The sequence below is a fragment of the Actinocatenispora rupis genome, from assembly GCF_016861975.1.
Taxonomy (GTDB): Bacteria; Actinomycetota; Actinomycetes; order Mycobacteriales; family Micromonosporaceae; genus Actinocatenispora; species Actinocatenispora rupis.
In genome coordinates this window covers 128209-145310 of record NZ_BOMB01000029.1, presented here as the reverse complement: position 1 = coordinate 145310, position 17102 = coordinate 128209, and the positions used below count along the sequence as shown (strand labels likewise).

General features: G+C 74.3%; 21 protein-coding genes. 9 read left to right on the top strand and 12 right to left on the bottom strand.

The window, feature by feature from the left end:
- Positions 1 to 368: 368 nt before the first annotated feature.
- The 4 genes from Aru02nite_RS25395 to Aru02nite_RS25380 form a co-directional block, all read right to left on the bottom strand.
- The gene (locus tag Aru02nite_RS25395) at positions 369 to 1235 is read right to left on the bottom strand and encodes a hypothetical protein (RefSeq protein ID WP_203661999.1); all 867 of its coding nucleotides are present in this window, start codon (positions 1233 to 1235) and stop codon (positions 369 to 371) included.
- 897 nt (positions 1236 to 2132) lie between these two features.
- Positions 2133 to 3335 (bottom strand): cytochrome P450 family protein, encoded by a 1203-nt coding sequence (locus tag Aru02nite_RS25390; RefSeq protein WP_203661997.1) that lies wholly within the window; start codon positions 3333 to 3335, stop codon positions 2133 to 2135.
- 196 nt (positions 3336 to 3531) lie between these two features.
- Positions 3532 to 4347: an aminoglycoside phosphotransferase family protein gene (locus Aru02nite_RS25385; RefSeq protein ID WP_203661995.1), complete on the bottom strand. Its 816-nt coding sequence runs from the start codon at positions 4345 to 4347 to the stop codon at positions 3532 to 3534.
- A gap of 24 nt (positions 4348 to 4371) precedes the next feature.
- Positions 4372 to 4737, bottom strand: coding sequence for a hypothetical protein (locus tag Aru02nite_RS25380; protein WP_203661993.1), 366 nt, complete (start codon positions 4735 to 4737; stop codon positions 4372 to 4374).
- Positions 4738 to 4878: 141 nt separating this feature from the next.
- Between Aru02nite_RS25380 and Aru02nite_RS25375 the strand changes: the two genes are divergently transcribed.
- Both Aru02nite_RS25375 and Aru02nite_RS25370 read left to right on the top strand, forming a co-directional pair.
- Positions 4879 to 5217, top strand: a complete 339-nt coding sequence (locus Aru02nite_RS25375; RefSeq protein WP_239076940.1) for a PadR family transcriptional regulator — start codon at positions 4879 to 4881, stop codon at positions 5215 to 5217.
- Between the two features lie 14 nt (positions 5218 to 5231).
- The gene (locus tag Aru02nite_RS25370; protein WP_203661988.1) at positions 5232 to 5834 is read left to right on the top strand and encodes an HAAS signaling domain-containing protein; all 603 of its coding nucleotides are present in this window, start codon (positions 5232 to 5234) and stop codon (positions 5832 to 5834) included.
- A gap of 53 nt (positions 5835 to 5887) precedes the next feature.
- Here the strand turns inward: Aru02nite_RS25370 and Aru02nite_RS25365 are convergent, their stop codons facing one another.
- Positions 5888 to 7303, bottom strand: a complete 1416-nt coding sequence (locus Aru02nite_RS25365) for an MFS transporter (protein ID WP_203661986.1) — start codon at positions 7301 to 7303, stop codon at positions 5888 to 5890.
- A 238-nt stretch (positions 7304 to 7541) separates the two neighbouring features.
- On the opposite strand from Aru02nite_RS25365, the gene Aru02nite_RS25360 reads away from it, so the two are divergent.
- Together Aru02nite_RS25360 and Aru02nite_RS25355 are read left to right on the top strand one after the other, a co-directional pair.
- Complete coding sequence (locus Aru02nite_RS25360; protein WP_203661984.1) at positions 7542 to 8354, top strand: MerR family transcriptional regulator; 813 nt, start codon at positions 7542 to 7544, stop codon at positions 8352 to 8354.
- A gap of 43 nt (positions 8355 to 8397) precedes the next feature.
- Positions 8398 to 8829: an SRPBCC family protein gene (locus Aru02nite_RS25355; protein ID WP_203661982.1), complete on the top strand. Its 432-nt coding sequence runs from the start codon at positions 8398 to 8400 to the stop codon at positions 8827 to 8829.
- 24 nt (positions 8830 to 8853) lie between these two features.
- Here the strand turns inward: Aru02nite_RS25355 and Aru02nite_RS25350 are convergent, their stop codons facing one another.
- The 3 genes from Aru02nite_RS25350 to Aru02nite_RS25340 all read right to left on the bottom strand — a co-directional run bounded on the left by Aru02nite_RS25350 (position 8854) and on the right by Aru02nite_RS25340 (position 10655).
- Entirely contained in the window at positions 8854 to 9255 is a 402-nt protein-coding gene (locus Aru02nite_RS25350) for a hypothetical protein (protein WP_203661980.1), read from the bottom strand.
- A 69-nt stretch (positions 9256 to 9324) separates the two neighbouring features.
- The gene (locus tag Aru02nite_RS25345; RefSeq protein WP_203661978.1) at positions 9325 to 10206 is read right to left on the bottom strand and encodes a sigma-70 family RNA polymerase sigma factor; all 882 of its coding nucleotides are present in this window, start codon (positions 10204 to 10206) and stop codon (positions 9325 to 9327) included.
- A 116-nt stretch (positions 10207 to 10322) separates the two neighbouring features.
- On the bottom strand, positions 10323 to 10655 hold the full coding sequence (locus Aru02nite_RS25340; protein WP_203661976.1) for a winged helix-turn-helix transcriptional regulator: 333 nt from the start codon (positions 10653 to 10655) through the stop codon (positions 10323 to 10325).
- An 83-nt stretch (positions 10656 to 10738) separates the two neighbouring features.
- Here Aru02nite_RS25340 and Aru02nite_RS25335 point away from each other — a divergent pair, with 83 nt between their 5' ends.
- Positions 10739 to 11362, top strand: coding sequence for a flavodoxin family protein (locus Aru02nite_RS25335; RefSeq protein ID WP_203661974.1), 624 nt, complete (start codon positions 10739 to 10741; stop codon positions 11360 to 11362).
- Positions 11363 to 11423: 61 nt separating this feature from the next.
- Here Aru02nite_RS25335 and Aru02nite_RS25330 read toward each other — a convergent pair whose 3' ends face one another.
- Positions 11424 to 12323, bottom strand: coding sequence for a LysR family transcriptional regulator (locus tag Aru02nite_RS25330; RefSeq protein ID WP_203661972.1), 900 nt, complete (start codon positions 12321 to 12323; stop codon positions 11424 to 11426).
- 109 nt (positions 12324 to 12432) lie between these two features.
- Here Aru02nite_RS25330 and Aru02nite_RS25325 point away from each other — a divergent pair, with 109 nt between their 5' ends.
- The 3 genes from Aru02nite_RS25325 to Aru02nite_RS25315 are packed head-to-tail and all read left to right on the top strand — an operon-like array spanning position 12433 to position 14197.
- Positions 12433 to 12840: a RidA family protein gene (locus Aru02nite_RS25325; RefSeq protein WP_203661970.1), complete on the top strand. Its 408-nt coding sequence runs from the start codon at positions 12433 to 12435 to the stop codon at positions 12838 to 12840.
- Complete coding sequence (locus Aru02nite_RS25320; RefSeq protein ID WP_203661968.1) at positions 12833 to 13648, top strand: NAD(P)-dependent oxidoreductase; 816 nt, start codon at positions 12833 to 12835, stop codon at positions 13646 to 13648. The genes Aru02nite_RS25325 and Aru02nite_RS25320 overlap by 8 nt, the downstream gene beginning before the upstream one ends.
- A gap of 48 nt (positions 13649 to 13696) precedes the next feature.
- The gene (locus Aru02nite_RS25315; RefSeq protein WP_203661966.1) at positions 13697 to 14197 is read left to right on the top strand and encodes a GNAT family N-acetyltransferase; all 501 of its coding nucleotides are present in this window, start codon (positions 13697 to 13699) and stop codon (positions 14195 to 14197) included.
- A gap of 120 nt (positions 14198 to 14317) precedes the next feature.
- On the opposite strand, the gene Aru02nite_RS25310 is transcribed toward Aru02nite_RS25315, so the two are convergent.
- From Aru02nite_RS25310 to Aru02nite_RS25300, 3 genes are all read right to left on the bottom strand, one after another.
- Positions 14318 to 14698 (bottom strand): DoxX family protein, encoded by a 381-nt coding sequence (locus Aru02nite_RS25310; protein WP_203661964.1) that lies wholly within the window; start codon positions 14696 to 14698, stop codon positions 14318 to 14320.
- A 163-nt stretch (positions 14699 to 14861) separates the two neighbouring features.
- The gene (locus Aru02nite_RS25305) at positions 14862 to 15602 is read right to left on the bottom strand and encodes an aminoglycoside adenylyltransferase domain-containing protein (RefSeq protein ID WP_203661962.1); all 741 of its coding nucleotides are present in this window, start codon (positions 15600 to 15602) and stop codon (positions 14862 to 14864) included.
- Between the two features lie 10 nt (positions 15603 to 15612).
- A complete protein-coding gene (locus tag Aru02nite_RS25300) occupies positions 15613 to 16032 on the bottom strand; it encodes an SRPBCC family protein (RefSeq protein WP_203661960.1) in 420 nt (139 codons plus the stop codon).
- Positions 16033 to 16255: 223 nt separating this feature from the next.
- Here Aru02nite_RS25300 and Aru02nite_RS25295 point away from each other — a divergent pair, with 223 nt between their 5' ends.
- The gene (locus tag Aru02nite_RS25295) at positions 16256 to 17059 is read left to right on the top strand and encodes a helix-turn-helix domain-containing protein (protein ID WP_203661959.1); all 804 of its coding nucleotides are present in this window, start codon (positions 16256 to 16258) and stop codon (positions 17057 to 17059) included.
- The last annotated feature ends 43 nt before the right edge of the window (positions 17060 to 17102 follow it).

Below are 17102 nucleotides of genomic sequence, written 5' to 3'. Positions count from 1 at the left end.
TGTTAGGACCTCTAAGAGCTATTCCGATCGCCGGGTGAGCCCCGTTCAGCCCACCCCGGCCGGAGCGCGAAACGCCGTCCGAACGATTACGGAAAGGTGGGATTCCACGAACTCGGATAGCCGTAGGACGGCATGGTCGGACTCCACGTACTGCCCGGATAACCCGACATGAACGGGTACGACGGGGTCGCGGACGGCTGCGCCGGATGCGTACGGTGCTCCGCCGGGTGATTCGCCGAATGCTTGCCATGGCCCGCCGGGGTCGCTGGCGCCGCCGGCGTCGTACGCGCCCTCGATGCCGTCGACGGTGTGGCCGACAGCGAGTCACCCGCCGGCGGCCCCGCCGCGTGCGCCCGGCCCGGCGGCACCTACTCCAGGCCCGACGCGATCGGGAACGACGCCGTGACGGCGAGCACGACCAGTACCGCGGCGGCGCCGACGACGGCGAACCGCCGCGCCCGACCGACCACCGGCTCCCCCGTACGGAACGCGCCCAGCCACTGCTGTACGTGCGACGCCCGCGCTGCGTCCGGCTCGTCCGGCCGGGAACCGGTGTCCGCGTCCGGTACGGCCGGACGGATCGGCGGGGATGCCGCATCGTCCTCGTCCGCGGCGGCATGGCGCGGCCCTACGCTGGCGGGCACCGCGTGGAGCGCGTGCGGCGGCCCACCGCGGCCGGGCGTTGCGTCGTCCGGTTCGGCTCGTGTCGCCGGGTAGGCGGGAGCGTGGCGCCACTCGCCGCGGCCGGGCGCCGCATCGTCGCGAGTGGTCGGCGCGTGGTCGCGGGCGGTCGGCGCACCGTCGCGCCGCTCGCCTTGAGTGGGCGCAGCGTCTGGCCGCCACTCGCCGCGGGTGGGTGGCGCGTCGGGGGCACCGTGCTCGGCGGGTACGGCGGCGGCGAGGGCGTTGCGGGCGGCGCGCCAGTCGTCGACGACCTCCGCGGTGAGCGTGTCGTCGGCGCCGGACGCGCGGAGGCACGCGCGGACGTACGCCTCGACGAACGACTCCCGCGACAGGTACGGCAACCGCTTTCCCTCAAGGTTGTCGGACAGCGTACCGACCGGGAGCAGGTCGTTCGGCGGGCGTCCGGGCACGTCGACGGTGCCGGCGAGCGCGGTCATCGTCCGCAGCGACGGCCGGCCGGCCCACGCGCGCAGCCGTTTCAACACGTCGAGAAACTCGGCCGGCGTGGCGGCCGACCACGGGTCCGGACGGCGCTCCCTCATGGCGTCCATCGGCGCGACTCCTTCGCGGGGGGATACCCCAGCAAAGCTCAACGACGCAAGACGGGACAACTCGCCCCGATCAGTACCAGAGCGGGAACGGTGCCCGGACAGCCCGGAACGTTGCCGGACACCCGGCCGGACAGATCTCGTGTCCTCATGACACCGATGCTCGGACGGCTCGCGCGCGTGGGCGGTGTGCTCACGGCCGGGCTCTTCCTGGGCACCCTCGGTTTCCTCCTGTACGACAACCTGAGCGCGCATCCCGCCAACGCGACGCCCGCCGACGCCCGCTGCACGAGTGGCGTACGGCCTGTCCGGGCGCGCCGGTCACCGTCACCGGCGGCCTCCCCCGGACGCCACCCGACAGCCACGTGCCGGTCCTGCCCACCAGGTCCGGCGGGCGCCCCTCCGACGAACCCCTTCCCCCGGGTACTCCCCGGCGCGCGGCCGGCGTACCCGCGGACCCGTCCCCGTACGCGGGTGGGCCGGTCGGTGGACGCAACGCCACGTCGGGCGCCGCCGCGGCTTCGGGTGACCCGAGCGCGCGCCGCAAGTCCAGCGACCCCGCGTCCGCCGGCGCCCCAGGCCGGTCGTGGCGACGGCGGCGGGTGAACCGACCGGGCCGGGAGTACGGGCGGCGTCCGGCGACCCGGCAGCGCCCGGAGGCCCGACGGCAGCCGGTGAGCCCACGGGTACGGCGCCGGCTGCGTCGAGCGAGCCGCCCCCGGGTGGGCCGACGGCGGCTGGCGTGCCGGCCGGGTCCGGCGACCCCGTGGCCGCCGGTGATCCGGAGAATTCCGGAGGACCGACGGCGGCGCGCGGGTCGACGGGCGCGGGTGGTCGACGGCGCGCGTGCCGGCCCTCCGTCGTACCCGGATCGCAGCGGTCGCAAGGGAACCGGCGCCGTCAGTCGACGCGTACGGGAAGGGCGGTGAGCGCGTTGATGAGCAGTCCCGGCGGGCGCTGCGGCTCGGTGTCGGGCTCGGCGAGCCGGAGCCGGGGGAACCGGTCCAGCAGCGTACGCAGCGCGGTGCGGCCCTCCAGCCGGGCGAGCGGCGCGCCGAGGCAGTGGTGGATCCCGTGCCCGAACGCCAGGTGCTGCGCCGGTTCCCGGGTGAGGTCGAGCCGCGCGGGCTCCGCGTACCGGGCGGGGTCGCGGTTCGCGGCGACGAGCGCGACGACGACGACGTCGCCGGCGGGGACCGTGACGTCGCCGACGCGTACCGGGGCGCGGGTGACGGCGGGGAGCGTCACCTGCGCCGGGCCGTCCTGGCGCAGCAGTTCCTCGACGGCGGCGTCGATCCGCTCCGGCGCGGCGCGCAGCAGGGCGAGCTGGTCCGGCTCCGTCAGCAGCCGGTACGTGCCGATCGAGATGAGGTTCGCCGTCGTCTCGTGCCCGGCGGCGAGCAGCAGGAACACCGTGGACGTCAGCTCGTCGGCGGACAGCCGGTCGCCGTCCTCGTGCACCCGGATCAGCTCGGACAGCAGGTCGTCCGCGGGCTTCGCGGTACGTGCCGCGATCAGCTCGCGCAGGTAGTCCACCATCTCCGCCACCGCGGTGACGAACACGTCCGCGGGGTGCGCCGGCCCGTACGTGGCGATCGACGACCAGCGACGGAACGCCGGCCGGTCCGCCTCCGGTACGCCGACGAGGTCCGCGATCACCGTGATCGGCAGCGGGTACGCGAAGCGCGCGACCAGGTCGACCGGGTCGCCGCCGGCACCGTCCGCGGCCAGGTCGTCGGCCAGCGCCGCCGCCACCGCCTCGATCCGCGGCGCCATCCCCGCCACCCGCCGCCGGGTGAACGCCGCCGACACGAGCCGCCGCAGCCGCGTGTGGTCCGGCGGGTTCGCCGCGAGCATGTGCGAGTTCATCGCGGCGGCCAGCGGCGCGGGGAACGTGTCCCGGTGCGGCACCTCGCCCGCGGACCGCACCACGTCCGGGTGCGTGAGCACCGCGCGGGCCTCCGCGTACCCGGTGACGAGCCAGACGGGCACGCCGGTGAACAGGGTCAGCCGCTGCACCGGCCCGCGCGCCGCGAGCGCGTCGTACGCGGCGAACCGCGCGGTGCCGGTGGTCTCGGTGAACGGGGACGTCTCGGTGCTCATGCCACCGACCCTACGCACCACCACCAACCCCACCGGGTACTCGCCGCCCCCGGTGCGCGCCGTCCACAGTGGACGCCGCGGTGCCTCGCCGCGTCCGGTTGCGGCTCCTGGCGAGGCCCCGTGGTGGACGTCCGACGCCGCGTCGTCGCAGCCGCCCCCGGACGACGACCACCGGGTACCTGGCGCGGAAGCGTTGTCAGGCAAGGGATGTGGACAGGGTGGCCCGGTGCGCGGCGGTCCACTCGTACGCGGCGCGCACGGAACGCACCGCGCCGTGCTCGCGCAGCCGTACCATCGCGGGGTCGCCGGCGTCGGCGGCGGACTCGATGCCGCGCCGGCAGCGGTCCTGCCACCACAGCACGGTGTCGAGGAGCGCGCCGCGGTCGATCAGCTCCCGCCCCGGGTCGTACGCGTCGGCCACGGCGGCCAGCGTCCGCGCCGCTCGGGCGGGATCCGTACCGGGTCGCAGCGGCACGTACTGCCAGCACACGTGCGCCACGTCGGCGATCCGGTCGCCCGGCGCGGCGAGGTCCCAGTCGATGAACGCCGCCGGCCGGAACCCGTCGGCGTACACGGTGTTGCGGGGCGCGAGATCATTGTGGCACACCACTTCCCGGTCACCGGCGAGCGCGCTGCCCGCCGTCAGGTCGTGGAACTGCCGCACCAGTACGGCGACCGCGGTGAGCGCGGGCTCCGCGCGTACGGCGGCAGGCGGGTCGTCCTGCCACGCCACGTACCCGGGCAGGAAGCTCAGCACCTCGCGTCCCGCCGGGTCGGTGCCGAGGTGCCGCGGCGCACCCGGCCAACCCGCGGATTCCAGTGCCACCAACAGATCCCGTACGAAACCGGGGCGCGGTCCGGGTGTCCGCCGCACCGTGTCGCCGATCCGTACGACGGTGCTCACGGTGCCGCCGGCGAGCGTCTCCTCGTCCATGCCGGCATCGTCCCGTACCGGCCCGGCGGACATTCCGGGCAGGGTGCCGACACCACCGCCACGCACCGTGACCCGCACGGGATCCGTTGGTACGCAAGGGATTCAGCGACCACTCCGGCCGCGCAGCGGGTCGGGTTGACCGGGACGCCAGGGCGCCGGGCCGCCGTCGACGGTACGTTCCGGATCGTCCGGGTCGACCTCGACCCAGCGCCCGCCGGCGGACTCGGACCACAGCCCACCCTGCGCGAGCACCCAGCGGACGGTGGCCATGGCCTCGGCGAGCGTGTCGTACACGAGGTCGCCGGCGCGGCGGGCGGACCAGGAGACGCGCCAGCCGCCGGCCTCGTCGGTGAGTTCGTCGAGGTGCAGGTGCTGGATCTCCCACGGCCGCCCGTGCCGGTACCACCGGCGGCGCGGCGACACCTGCCTCGTCCACGGCACCCCGTACGGCCACAACGCCCCCGCCATACCCACAGTCGAACACACGTTCGACTCCTTGACCAGCGAAAGTGACCTCTCTCCAACGCGTTGACCTGGTGTTTTGCACCGCGCGCGGCTCCTTTGTCGGGTACCCGCGGCGATGTTGACGCGGTCAGTACTATGCGAGACATGGATGCTGGTGGTGAAAACAACCTGATGACGCAGCTGCGTCGCGGGATGCTGCCGTACTGCGTGCTGGCCCTGCTGCGCGACGGCGAGCGCTACGGCGTGGAGATCGTGCGTTCGCTCGGCACCGTCGAGGGCATGGTGACGAGCGAAGGCACCGTGTACCCGATGCTCGGCCGGCTGCGCCGGCAGGGCCTCGTCGAGACGTACTGGCAGGAGTCCCCGTCGGGCCCGCCCCGGCGCTACTACCGCATCACCGCCGACGGGCGTCGCGCGGTCGACACGTTCGCCGCGGAGTGGCGGCGCGTCGCCGGCGCCGTCGAACACTTCCTGTCCCTGTGAAACGGAGGCCACCGATGAACGCCACAGCCACCGACGACATCGTCCGCGACTACCTGGCCCGCGTCGAGGCCCGCGCGGCGGCGCTGCCCCCGGACCGCCGGCGTGAGCTGCTCGCCGACCTCGCCGAACACATCGCCACGTCCCGCGCCGAGGCGGAGCACGACGACGAGCCGACCGTGCGTACGATCCTGGACCGGCTCGGCGAACCCGACGAGATCGTCGGCGTGGACGAACCCGCGCCGGCGGCAGTACCCCGGGAAGGGCCGGCGCACGGTGGGCTGCGCGTCGCGGCCGTCGTCATCGGCCTGATCGTGGCCGGTTTCGTACCGGTGCTCGGGTGGGTCGTGGGCGTCGTCCTGGTGTGGACGGCGCGGGGCTGGTCGACCCGGCTGCGAGGCATCGGCACCGCGGTCCCGCTCGGCTTCGGCATCGGCTTCACCACGCTCGTGTTCTGGCTGGGTGCCGGCGTGGAGGCGACCTGCGCCGGCAACGAGTGCACGTCGTCCGGGTCGGGCGGCCTGTTCGTCGTCGTACCGATCCTGGCCCTGGTACTGGTGATCGTGGCCGCGGTGGCGACCGGCATGCTGATCCGCGGCCTGTCCCGGCGCACCGCCTGAGCACGCGAGGTGGGGCGCGGTCGACGGACCACGCCCCACCTCGTACCGGTCGGTCAGGCAGCGGCCGGTTCGGCGACCGCCCGCGGCGTGCGCAGGGTGGCGGCGGCGAGGACCGCGCCGGCGACCGCGACGCCCGCGGCACCGAGGAACGCGGCGGCGAAACCGTGCGTCAGCGCCACCGGGTGCCCGACGCTGCCGGCGCCGAAGGAGACGCCGACCGCGGTCATCGCGGCCAGCCCGAGCGCCGACCCGATCTGGTACGACGTGTTGACGAGTCCGGCGGCGAGACCGCCCTCCTCGGGCCGGGCGCTACCGATCGCGGTGCCCAGCGACGGGATGAACGCCAGCGCCTGGCCGAGCGCCGCGACCAGCGACGCGGGCAGTACGTCGACGGCGAAGTTTCCGGTGGGGCGGGCGAACGACAGCCACACCAGGCCGGCGGCGAGGGCCAGCAGCCCGCCGACGATCAGCGCCTTCGCGCCGAACCGGGCGATCAGCCGGGGCGCGACCCCGACCATGAGTACCACGATGAGCAGGGTCATCGGCAGCAGCGCGGCGCCGCTGGCGAACGCGCCGTACCCGAGGACCTGTTGCAGGTACAGGTTGAGGAAGTACCACATCGGGATCCAGGCGGCGCCGAGCAGCGCCTGCGCCAGGTTGGCCGCCCCGAGGTTCGGCGTGCGCAGGATTCCCAGTCGTACCAAGGGTTCCCGGCGGGTGCGCTGGACGGCGACGAACCCGCCGAGGAGTACCAGGGCGGCGGCGAGGACGCCGATGGTGCGCGGCGACCCCCAGCCGACCTGCGGCGCCTGCACGACCCCGAGTACGGCGAGGGCCAGGCCGCCGGTGACCGCGCCCGCGCCGACCACGTCGACCGAGCCGCGTCCGCGCGGGCCGGCGGGCATCAGCAGCGGCGTGACGACCAGCGCGAGCGCCGCGATCGGCACGTACAGCCAGAAGACCCAGGGCCAGGACAGCCACTGCGTGATGACCCCGCCGAGGAACACCCCCGCGGTACCGCCGGCCGGCGCGGCGGCGCCGTAGAGCGACAGCGCGCGGCCGAGTTCCTTGGGACTGTTGCCGAACAGCATCATCAGCAGGGTCAGCGCGGACGGCGCGATCAGGGCCGAACCGGCGCCCTGGAGTACCCGGCCGACCAGCTCGACCCAGGCCGTACCGGCGAGCGCGGCGACCACGGACCCGCCGAGCAGTACCGCCCAGCCGGCGGCGAAGACCCGGCGCGCGCCGAGCAGGTCGGACAGCCGGCCGCCGAGCAGCAGCAGCCCGGCGAGCGTGATCACGTACGCGTTGAAGACCCAGGACAGGCCGCCCGGTGAGAAGCCGAGATCGGTCTGCATGCGGGGTAACGCCACCCCGATGATCGACGTGTCCATGATGACCATGAACTGCGCCAGCGCGATGAATCCCAGTGCCCACCACCGGCGCGCGCCCTGCCGCGTCCCACTCATGGCGTACCGCCCTCTCCCGAACTGATACCCACCGGGGGTATCGACCGAGCACGACGGTAGCCGGCGCGACCGGGCCGGGCAAGTACCCCCGGGGGGTTTAATGTCACGTCGGCGGGCTGGGGACATCGCGTGTCGCGCAAGGCAAAGCGCGCGAAACCGGCCGGGCCGGGCGACACCGACGCGACCGGGTAGCGTTCTTGACTCTCACACCGTGTCAGGTGCTGGACTCGGAGTCGTCATGTTCACCATCGGAGAGTTCGCCCGCCACGGCCGCGTGTCGGTCCGGATGCTGCGCCACTACGACGCGACGGGACTGCTGCGCCCCGCGTACGTCGACCCGGCCACCGGATACCGCCGCTACACGGCCGCGCAGCTGTCCCGGCTCAACCGCGTCATCGCGTTGAAGGACCTCGGTTTCACGCTCCAGCAGGTCGCCGAGATCCTCGACGAGAAGGTCACCACCGACCAGTTGCGCGCCATGCTCCGGCTCCGCCAGGCCGAACTGGAAACGGCGATGGCGACCGCGGCGGACCGGCTGACGCAGGTCGAGGCGCGACTCCGCTCGATCGAAAGCGAGGGGCGGATGCCCACCGACGACGTCGTCCTCAAGACCCTCCCCACCGTACGGGTGGCCGAGGTGACCGGTGTCGCGCCGGACTTCGACACCATCACCCCCGTCATCCAACCTTTGTACGAGGAGCTGTTCCGGCGGCTCGCCGCGGCCGGCATCGCGCCGTCCGGCCCCGGCATCGCCTGCTACGAGGACGTTCCCGACGGTGGGGTGCTCGTCCACGCGGGCGTCGAGGTGACCGCGCCGGTACAGGAGGACGACGGGCTGCGCGTCGTGGACCTGCCGCCCGTCGAGCAGGCCGCGACCATCCTGCACCGCGGCCCCATGTCGGCGATCCTGCCGACCGTGCAGACCCTCGGCCGCTGGATCGAGTCCAACGGGTACCGGTCGGCCGGCTACCCGCGCGAGGTGAACCTGGAGGTTCCGGCGAACCAGGACGACTGGGTCACCGAACTCCAGGAACCCGTACGGCGCGCCTGAGGTCGTTGTCCCGCAACGGAATGCGCCGTCGTACGCTGACCGCGTGGTCGAGGTCGAGGCGTCGCAGGTGGTGCCGGTGTCCGCCGCCCGGGCGTGGTCCGTGGTGGCGGACTACCGGCGCGATCCGCAGTGGCGCGCCGGGGTGCGCACCATGGCGCCGGATCCGCCCGGCCCCGTCGCGGTCGGTACGACGACGGCGGAGGTGCTGCGCTTCGCCGGGCGCACGTACCGGAGCGGCGGGGTGGTGACGGCGGTCGACGCCGGGATCCGCTTCCGCTGGCGTACGACGTCGGGGTTGGTCGCCGAGGGCTGGCGCGCGGTGCGGCCGCTCGGGCCGGCGTCCGCCCGCGTCACCCTGCACGCCTCGGTACGCCCGGTCGGCGCGCAGCGGCTGCTCACCCCGGTCCTGCGCCCGATGCTGCTGCGTACCCTGCGTGGCGACCTCTGCCGGCTCGGCGCCCTGCTCGCGCGCTGAGCGCCGGGGCGTCGCGGCCCGACGTCAGGCGGTGCGGCCGGCGCGCCAGCCTCGTACGCAGAGGTAGGCGGCGAGCAGGAGGACGAAGAGGGCGCCGTCGGAGGCGACGATGGTGCCGGCGCCGGTCGCGCTGCCGGCCACCAGGTACGCCCCCGCGGTGACGGTGAGCGCGAGCTTGTTGACCAGTACGATCTCCCACAACCACCGGGTACCGAGGGGTCGGGCGGCGAGCAGCGCGAACAGCGCGGCGAACACCACCAGCCCGTACGTCCACCAGGTCTGGGCGATCCGGTCGTCGGCGTCCGCCGCCACCATGCCGGGGACCGCGCCGATCGCGGCGACCACGGCGGTGCCCGCGGCCACCCCGGCGAGGACCCGCCCCGCGACGATGCGCCCGACCCGTTCCCCGACCACCGCGTACGCCATGACTCCCCCTCCGCTTAAGTAAGTAGCCATGAAGCTAATGGCTTTAGCTTTGGGAGTCAAGGGCCGCGGTCACTCCGGGCAGGGCGGGAGGTCCAGCGCGGCCAGCCGGTCCGGGTCGCTGACCGACAGCATCTCGACGATGCGGCCGCCCACCACCGTGCACGCCATCACGCTGTACGGCCGGCCCGTCGGGCCCCACGCGATGATCCCCGGCTCCCCGTTCACGAGTACGCGGTGGCCGGTGACCTTCGCGCGCATGCCGTGCCGCGCCTTCGCGGCCACCTCGGTCGCGCCGAGCCGGACCACCACGCCCCGCGCGGTGTGCGCCCGCCAGGTCACGTCCGGATCGAGTACGCGGAGGAGCGCCTCGAAGTCGCCCGACCGGGCCGCCGCGATGAACGCGTCGACGACCGCGCGCTGCTGCTGCCGGTCGTCCGTGGTCCGGTGCGTGCCGCGTACCTTCTGCCGCGCCCGGCTCGCCAGCATCTTCGTCGCGTCCGCCGAACGCCCCAGGATCTGCCCGATCTCCTCGAACGGCACCCCGAACGTGTCGTGCAGCACGAACGCGAGCCGCTCCGCCGGCTTCAGCGTGTCGAGTACGACGAGGAGGGCCAGGCCGACCGAGTCGGCGAGCAGCGCGTCGTCCTCCGGCGCGGCGTCGGTGTCCTCGGTGACGACCATGTCGGGCAACCGGTCGTCGTACGGGGCCTCGGGCCGGGTCCGGCGCGACCGCAGCATGTCGATGCACACCCGACCCACCACGGTCGTCAGCCAGCCGGGCAGGTTGTCGATCGACGCGACGTCCTGCCGGGACAGCCGCAGCCACGCCTCCTGCACCGCGTCCTCCGCGTCCGCCCGCGAACCGAGCATCCGGTACGCGACCGCCACGAGCCGCCCGCGCTGCGCCACGAACGCGTCCGCCACGTCGTCCGCCGGTACCGGTCCGGTCATGCCCCACCTCCACAAGCACTCACCGACCATGACGGGCCGGGCCGCGCCGAGGTAACACCGATCCTCCCAGTACGCCGGGGCCGGGTCCGCGCCGCCCGCCGAACCGGACGGACGGGTCAGGCGCGGACCTTCCGGTACTCCCGGCCCCAGCGGTCGAGCCACTCCACCAGCTCCGCCAACCCCGCACCCAGCTCCGTCAGGTCGTACTCGACGCGCGGCGGGACCTCCGCGTACACGGTGCGGCGGAGGATGCGGTCGGACTCCAGCTCACGCAGCTGCCGGGTGAGCATCCGCGGGGTGATGGTCGGCAGGGCGCGCTGGAGCGCGGCGAACCGGTGCGTCCCGGTCAGCAGGACCTTGACGATCGCCAGCTTCCACTTGCCGCCCAACACCTCCATCGCCGCCTCGACCGTGCAGTACTCCGGGGCGTCGCCGGCACCTCGAACCATCCGGCGACGCTATACAAACCGTCAGTACTGCACAAGAAACTGCGTACTTCCCGGATCCACAGTCACTCGCCAGACTGGGCGACGTGCACATCGCCCTGCTGACGGCCAGCCCCCGTACCGACGGCAACTCGCGCGCGCTCGCCGCCGCGTTCGCCGACGGCGCCGCCGACCACACCGTGACCACCGTCGACCTCAACACCGTCACGTCCGGCGGCTTCCTGCGCGACTGCCGGCTCTGCCGCGACGCCGACGGCCACTGCACGATCGACGACGGGTACCGCGACCTGGTCCACGACGTCCTCGTACCGGCGGACGCGATCGTCCTCGCCACCCCGCTGTACTTCTACGGCCTCCCCGCCGTACTCAAGAACGTCGTCGACCGCCTGGTCTGCTACCTGTCCGCCGGCTACCCGCGGTCCGCGGAGGTCGTCGCGGCCATGCCGGGCAAGCGACTCGCGCTGCTGCTGTCGTCCGAGGAGGACAACCCGGCGCTCACCACCGCCCTCCGCACCCAGGTCCAACAGCTCTGCCGGTACCTGCGGCAGGACTTCGTCGCCGTCGTACACGGGGTCGGGAACCGGCGCGGGGAGGTCGCCGCCGACCCGCGCGACCCGATCGCCGCGGCGCGCGACCTCGGCCGCACCCTGTTCGACGTGCACCACACCGACTACCTGCTCGACACCCCGCGCGACACCGCCGCCTGGTGACCGGTAACCGTTGCCCCGCAAGCGAATCAGGTGTCGCTGGGCACCCCCGAGTACTCCGTCGTCAGCGGCGGGCGGTGAGGGTGGGGGCGGCGGCGCGGAGCTGGCGGAGCAGCGCCGGTACGGCGGCGGGCGGGGTGCGGCCGGCCGCGGTGACGGCGTGGATCCGGCGTACCGAGGCGTCGCGGAGCCGGATCAGCGCGAGGTCGGCGGGGGTGGCGCGGACGGCGAGGGCGGGAACGAGCGCGATGCCGAGGCCGGCGGCGACGCAGCCGAGCTTGCCGGTCCATTCGCGGACGACGATGTCGACGCGCGGCGTCCAGCCGGCGGGCAGGGTGGCGCGGAGCAGGGTCTGTTCGGCGTCGGCGGATCCGGCGATGAACGACTCGCCGGCGAGTTCGGCGGCGCGTACCTGACGGCGGCGGGCGAGTCGGTGGTCCCGCGGTACGGCGACGAGCAGGCGCTCGTCGAGCAGGTGGTGCAGCCGGTACCGGGTGTGGTCGGGCGGGTCGTCGGGCGGTGAGCTGACGACGGCGATGTCGGCGTCACCGTCGGCGATCCGTTCGAGGAGTCGGGGGGTGAGCCCTTCGACGAGGTGTACGGCGACGGCGGGGTGTTCGGCCTGGAACGCGGCGACGGCGCGCGGCACCAGCGCGGCCATGGCGGTCGCGAACGCGCCGATCCTGATCCGGCCGGCGCCGAGGTCGCGGAGGGCGGCGATGTCCCGGCGCGCCACGTCGAGCCGGTCGAGTACGGCGTCGGCGTGGTCGAGCAGGCAGCGCCCGGCCTCGGTGAGCGTGACGCCGCGGGCGGCCCGGTCGAGCAGGGTCGCGCCGACGTCGGCTTCGAGAGCGGCGATCTGGCGCGACACCGCCGACTGCGTGTACGCGAGGGTCCGCGCGGCCGCGGTGATCGACCCGTGCCGGGCCACTTCCCGGAACACCCGCAACCCCTGTACCTGCATGATGGCCATGCTAGTCGCGCATCGCAGCCATGCCACACATTCGTTGGTCGCATACGTGTGCCGCTCCTACGCTGGGCCCGGACACCCAGTCGTGGAAGGACATCCGACGATGAACGTGACTCTGGACAACCCGGTCGGGGTGGCCGCGCCGGCCGGACCGTACAGCCATGTGGCGCGGCTGGACCTGGGCGCGGGTGCGCTCCTGGTCCTGTCCGGACAGATCGCGGCCGACGACACCGGCGCGGTCGTGGCACCGGGCGACATGGCCGCGCAGAGCGAGTACGTGCTGGAGATGATCGGGGGAATCCTGGCCGCGCACGGCGCCACGTTCGCGGACGTGCTGCACGTGCGCACGTTCGTGACCGACCTCGCCGACCTCCCCGCGTACGGCGCGGTCCGCGCGAAGTACCTGCCGCAGCGGCCGGCGAGTACGACGGTGCAGGTGAGCCGGTTGTTCAAGCCCGGCGCCGTACTGGAGGTCGAGGTGCTCGCCGCGGCCGGGACCGACCGTGGCTGAGGCGCGCGTCGCGGTGCTGGGCACCGGGCGGATGGGTGCAGCGGTCGCGGCGCGGCTGGCCACCCGCCACCCGGTACGGGTGTGGAACCGGACGGCCGCGCGCACCGACGCTGCGGTACGGGCCGGTGCGGTCGCGGCGGCCACCCCGGCCGAGGCGGTCGCGGGCGCGCGGCTGGTCGTGACGACGCTCGCCGACGAGACCGCGCTCGACGCCGTACTCTTCGGCCCGGACGGCGCGGCCGCCGCCCTCGCCCCCGGTACGACACTCGCGCAGCTCGGTACGATCGGGCCGGATACCGTGCGGCGACTGGCATCCCGACTGTCCGATGTGGACCTCGTGGACGCGCCGATGGTCGGCAGCGTGGACGCCGCGGCGGCGGGCCGGCTCACCCTCCTGGCCGGCGGCACCGACGCCGCGCTGGACACCGCGGCCGAGCTGCTCGCCCCGGTCGGCACCGTACGCCGGTGCGGGCCGCTCGGTGCCGGCTCAGCGCTGAAGCTCGTCGTCAACACCGCGCTGGTCGCCGGCCTGGCCGCGCTCGGCGACGCGCTGTCCGTCGGGCAGACCCTCGGCGTACCGACGGACGAGGTGCTCGGCGTTCTCGGTGCCGGGCCGCTGGCCGCACTGCTCGCCCGGGGGACCAGTACCACGGCGGCGTTCCCGGTGGCGTGGGCGGCGAAGGACCTGCGCCTCGCGCTCGACACCGGCGCCGACACGCCCGTCGCCCGAGCGGCCCTCGGCGTACTCGACGGGCTGGCGGACCCGACGGCCGACCTCGGCACCGTACTTCCGTTGCCGCGCGGCTGATCGTGGAATCCGGTTGCCGCGCCGGCGAGGCGGCGCGAGGGTGGGTGGATGGAAACCGCACCGGTCCGGCTCGTACCGTGGTCCGAGGCCGACCTGGCTCTGTTGCGCCGGATCAACACCCCCGACATGCGCCGGTACGTCGGCGGGCCGGAGACCGCCGCCCAGGTCGAGGCGCGGCACCGGCGGTACCTCGCGCTGCCCGGCGGGCGGATGTACCGCATCGAACTGCCCGACGGCACACCCGCCGGCAGCGTCGCCTACTGGAGCCGCCAGTGGCACGACACCCCCGTGTACGAGTCGGGCTGGAACGTGCTGCCCGAGTACCAGGGGCGCGGGGTGGCGACCGCCGCGGTGCTGGCCGTGGTCGCCGCCGCGCGCGCCGACGGCCGGCACCGCTTCCTGCACGCGTTCCCGAGCGTGGCCAACGAGGGCTCCAACGCCGTCTGCCGCCGCGCCGGCTTCACCCTGCTCGGCGCCACCGACTTCGAGTACCCGCCGGGTCGGTGGATGCGCAGCAACGACTGGCGCCGCGACCTCGGCGCCCCCTGATCCGTCACCGCGGTGGTCACCGGCACACCGCCGCTCGTGCCGCGGATCCGTTGTCCGGCAGGCGATCCGGCCGCGCCCGCGGCGAACGGGCCGGGGCGGGCGGCCGGTAGCCGCGGTGCGTCAGGCGAACGGGGCGAACGCGAACCGGCCCAGCGCCACGAACGCGATGAGCGCCAGGTACGCCAGGTTCAGTACCGCGTGTTTGGCCTCGTTCAGGCGGAACGTCACGATCGCCGCCCCGATCATGATCACGCCCAGCCCCACCGCCGCGAGCGGGACGAGTACCGGGGCGATGCCGAGCGCGGCGGGCAGCACCAGGCCGACGGCCCCGAGTACCTCGACGGCGCCGAGGGCCTTGACCGCGCCGGGCGTGAACCCGTTGACCCACGCCCCACCGGGCGCCGCCGCCAGCCTCTCCCGCGAGACGAACAGCTTGTTGCCGCCGGCGAACAGGAACACGGCGGCCAGCAGCCCGGCGACGATCCACAGCACGAGGTTCATGAGCGCCCCTTTTTTCGGTACCCACGGCGACCGGCACCGCGCCGCCACCCCTACGACGACCGCCAAGGCCCGGAGGTAACACGCACGCTCCGCCGGTGGCGGCGCACGCCACCTCGTCTCGCCCTGCTTCCGTTACGCGGCACGGCAACCGATGCAGCCGCGGTCAGGGCGCGGTGAGGCGGGGCAGGACGCCGTGCACGTACCGGTGGACCGCTTCCGGGTCGAGGTCCGTGGCGGGGCGGGAGAGCTGCCGGTCGAGGGCGGCGCGAACCAGGCCGCGGTCCGTACCGGAGAGCCGGTCCAGAGCCCACCGGCCACCGTCCACTTTGGACACGATCGCGCCGTCGACGGCGAACCGCCAGGCGCGGCAGGCATTGAGCACCGCGTACTCCCCGGGCGCGTGCGCGGCCCAGCGCAACTCGTCGGCCAGCTGGGCGCGGACCAGACCGTCGGGTACCGGCGCGAACACGTCGGCCACCGGTGCGGCGGACCCGACCGGCCGCCCGGCCGTACGGCAGACCGCGAAGTGCAGGACGAGGTCGGGATCGCCGTCCTGACCGTCACCGTGCACGACCTTGGCGTCACCGGCCGCCGTCGTCACGTGCACCTCGTACGCCGGGCGCGCGGTGGGGTGGCGGGCCGCGGCGAGCGTGACGACGCTCAGTTCGAGGCCCGTCGCGGGACACGGCAGGAGGTCGGCGCGGAGCCCGTCCGCGAGGACCGCCCGTACTGCCGCGGGCAGCGGGCCGGCGCACACCACGAGCACGTCCACGTCGCTGCGGCGTACGTCGAACCCGCCGAGTACCGCGGACCCGTGCAGGTACGCGCCGACCAGGCCGGGGCCCAGCGCCGCGGCCGCCACCGCCGCGACATCGCCCACGTACCGTTCCGTGTCACCGTCCACCCTCGGAACCCTAGGCCGCACCGGATCCGGGCCGGCGGCTCAGGGTGCGGGCGATGACGGGGAGGGCGGTGGTCATGGCGGTGTCCATGAACGGCGCGAGGTCGTCCGGGAGTACGTCGCGGGTCCAGACGAAGCGGCAGGCGTCCGGTCCGTCCGGGACCACCTGCATCACCGCGTTGTCGTGCACCGGGCGCACGGTGTCACCGACGACGGAGTACACGATGCGGCGGGTGGGGTGGTCGACGGTGACGAGGCGTTCGCGGGCGATGGTGCCGTCGGCGAACGTGACGACCCGGCAGTCGCCGTCGACGTGGCTGTCGAGTACGAGGTCGGGCGCCATGCGGCGCGGTCCGGCGGCGAAGTCGCCGATCACCGCCCACACGTCCGCCGCGCCGGCGTCGATGCGGATCTCCCGCGAGATGGTTGCCATGGTGAGGATCCCTCCGATCAATGGGTACGACGCGACCAGATCGTCCGGCGTGCCGGAAACGGCGCAACGGAGCCGTTTCCGGCACGCCGGCGGTCACCGGATCGCGCCGGTACGGACCCGGACGGTCGTCCCGCCCGGGTTCCCGCACAGCCTCGCCCGGACCGCCCGGCGTCGTCTTGTCGATCCTTGCGGCGTCGACACACCCCCGGCATAGCCTGCGGGCGTGCTCACCTTCGCCGGGCTGGCCGACCACCCCGACTTCGCCGTCACCGCGGTGACCTGCCGCGACGACCACCGCGGCTGGTCGACGGAGACCCCGCGCGACGACGTCCGGATCGTGCTCGTACGGCGGGGTGGCTTCCGGCGAAGGGTGCGCGGCGCGGACACCGACCTCGACCGTACGGTCGGATATCTGGGGTTGCGGGGCGAGGAGGAACGCTTCGCGCACCCGGCCGGCGGCGACACCTGTACGTCGATCACGCTGACCCCGGCGCTGTGGCGCGGTCTCGCCGGGGACACCGCACACCCCCACACCTCCGACCTGTACGTGGACGCGCGGCTCGACCTGGCGCACCGGCGGCTGCTGCTCGCCGCCCGCACCGGCGACGTCGGGTACGCGGGGGCGGAGAGCCTGGTCGCCCTCGTCGCCGGCATCGCCCGCCGCGTCGTGGCCGGCGCGGTCCCGGGCCGGGGCGCGTCGCGGGACCGCGCGCTGGTGGCCGCCGCCCGCGCCGCGATCGGCGCGGACCATCCCGCCGCCGCGGGGCTGCTGCCGCTCGCCGCGTACCTCGGCGTCTCGCCGTACCGGCTGAGTCGGGCGTGCAGCCGCGAGCTGGGCGTGCCGCTCACCCGGTACCGGAACCGGGTGCGGGTGGCGCGCGCCCTGGACCGGATCGAGGCCGGTACGCCGAGCCTCGCCGTACTCGCCGCCGACCTCGGCTTCGCCGACCAGGCGCACCTGACCCGTACGGTGCGGGACCACGTGGGGCACACGCCGACCGCGATACGGCGCCTGCTCGTCCCGTGACCGGCTCTAACAAGTCCCTCACCGCGGGCTGTACATGTCGGGC

Bases quoted from the DNA above. Each gene is read 5' to 3' on its own strand.
- Aru02nite_RS25360 (WP_203661984.1), top strand. From the start codon at position 7,542: ATGTTCACCATCGGAGAGTTCGCCCGCCACGGCCGCGTGTCGGTCCGG.
- Aru02nite_RS25375 (WP_239076940.1), top strand. From the start codon at position 4,879: ATGGATGCTGGTGGTGAAAACAACCTGATGACGCAGCTGCGTCGCGGG.
- Aru02nite_RS25310 (WP_203661964.1), bottom strand. From the start codon at position 14,698: ATGAACCTCGTGCTGTGGATCGTCGCCGGGCTGCTGGCCGCCGTGTTC.
- Aru02nite_RS25340 (WP_203661976.1), bottom strand. From the start codon at position 10,655: ATGGTTCGAGGTGCCGGCGACGCCCCGGAGTACTGCACGGTCGAGGCG.
- Aru02nite_RS25370 (WP_203661988.1), top strand. From the start codon at position 5,232: ATGAACGCCACAGCCACCGACGACATCGTCCGCGACTACCTGGCCCGC.
- Aru02nite_RS25330 (WP_203661972.1), bottom strand. From the start codon at position 12,323: ATGCAGGTACAGGGGTTGCGGGTGTTCCGGGAAGTGGCCCGGCACGGG.
- Aru02nite_RS25315 (WP_203661966.1), top strand. From the start codon at position 13,697: ATGGAAACCGCACCGGTCCGGCTCGTACCGTGGTCCGAGGCCGACCTG.
- Aru02nite_RS25395 (WP_203661999.1), bottom strand. From the start codon at position 1,235: ATGGACGCCATGAGGGAGCGCCGTCCGGACCCGTGGTCGGCCGCCACG.
- Aru02nite_RS25380 (WP_203661993.1), bottom strand. From the start codon at position 4,737: ATGGCGGGGGCGTTGTGGCCGTACGGGGTGCCGTGGACGAGGCAGGTG.
- Aru02nite_RS25345 (WP_203661978.1), bottom strand. From the start codon at position 10,206: ATGACCGGACCGGTACCGGCGGACGACGTGGCGGACGCGTTCGTGGCG.
- Aru02nite_RS25325 (WP_203661970.1), top strand. From the start codon at position 12,433: ATGAACGTGACTCTGGACAACCCGGTCGGGGTGGCCGCGCCGGCCGGA.
- Aru02nite_RS25365 (WP_203661986.1), bottom strand. From the start codon at position 7,303: ATGAGTGGGACGCGGCAGGGCGCGCGCCGGTGGTGGGCACTGGGATTC.
- Aru02nite_RS25350 (WP_203661980.1), bottom strand. From the start codon at position 9,255: ATGGCGTACGCGGTGGTCGGGGAACGGGTCGGGCGCATCGTCGCGGGG.
- Aru02nite_RS25300 (WP_203661960.1), bottom strand. From the start codon at position 16,032: ATGGCAACCATCTCGCGGGAGATCCGCATCGACGCCGGCGCGGCGGAC.
- Aru02nite_RS25390 (WP_203661997.1), bottom strand. From the start codon at position 3,335: ATGAGCACCGAGACGTCCCCGTTCACCGAGACCACCGGCACCGCGCGG.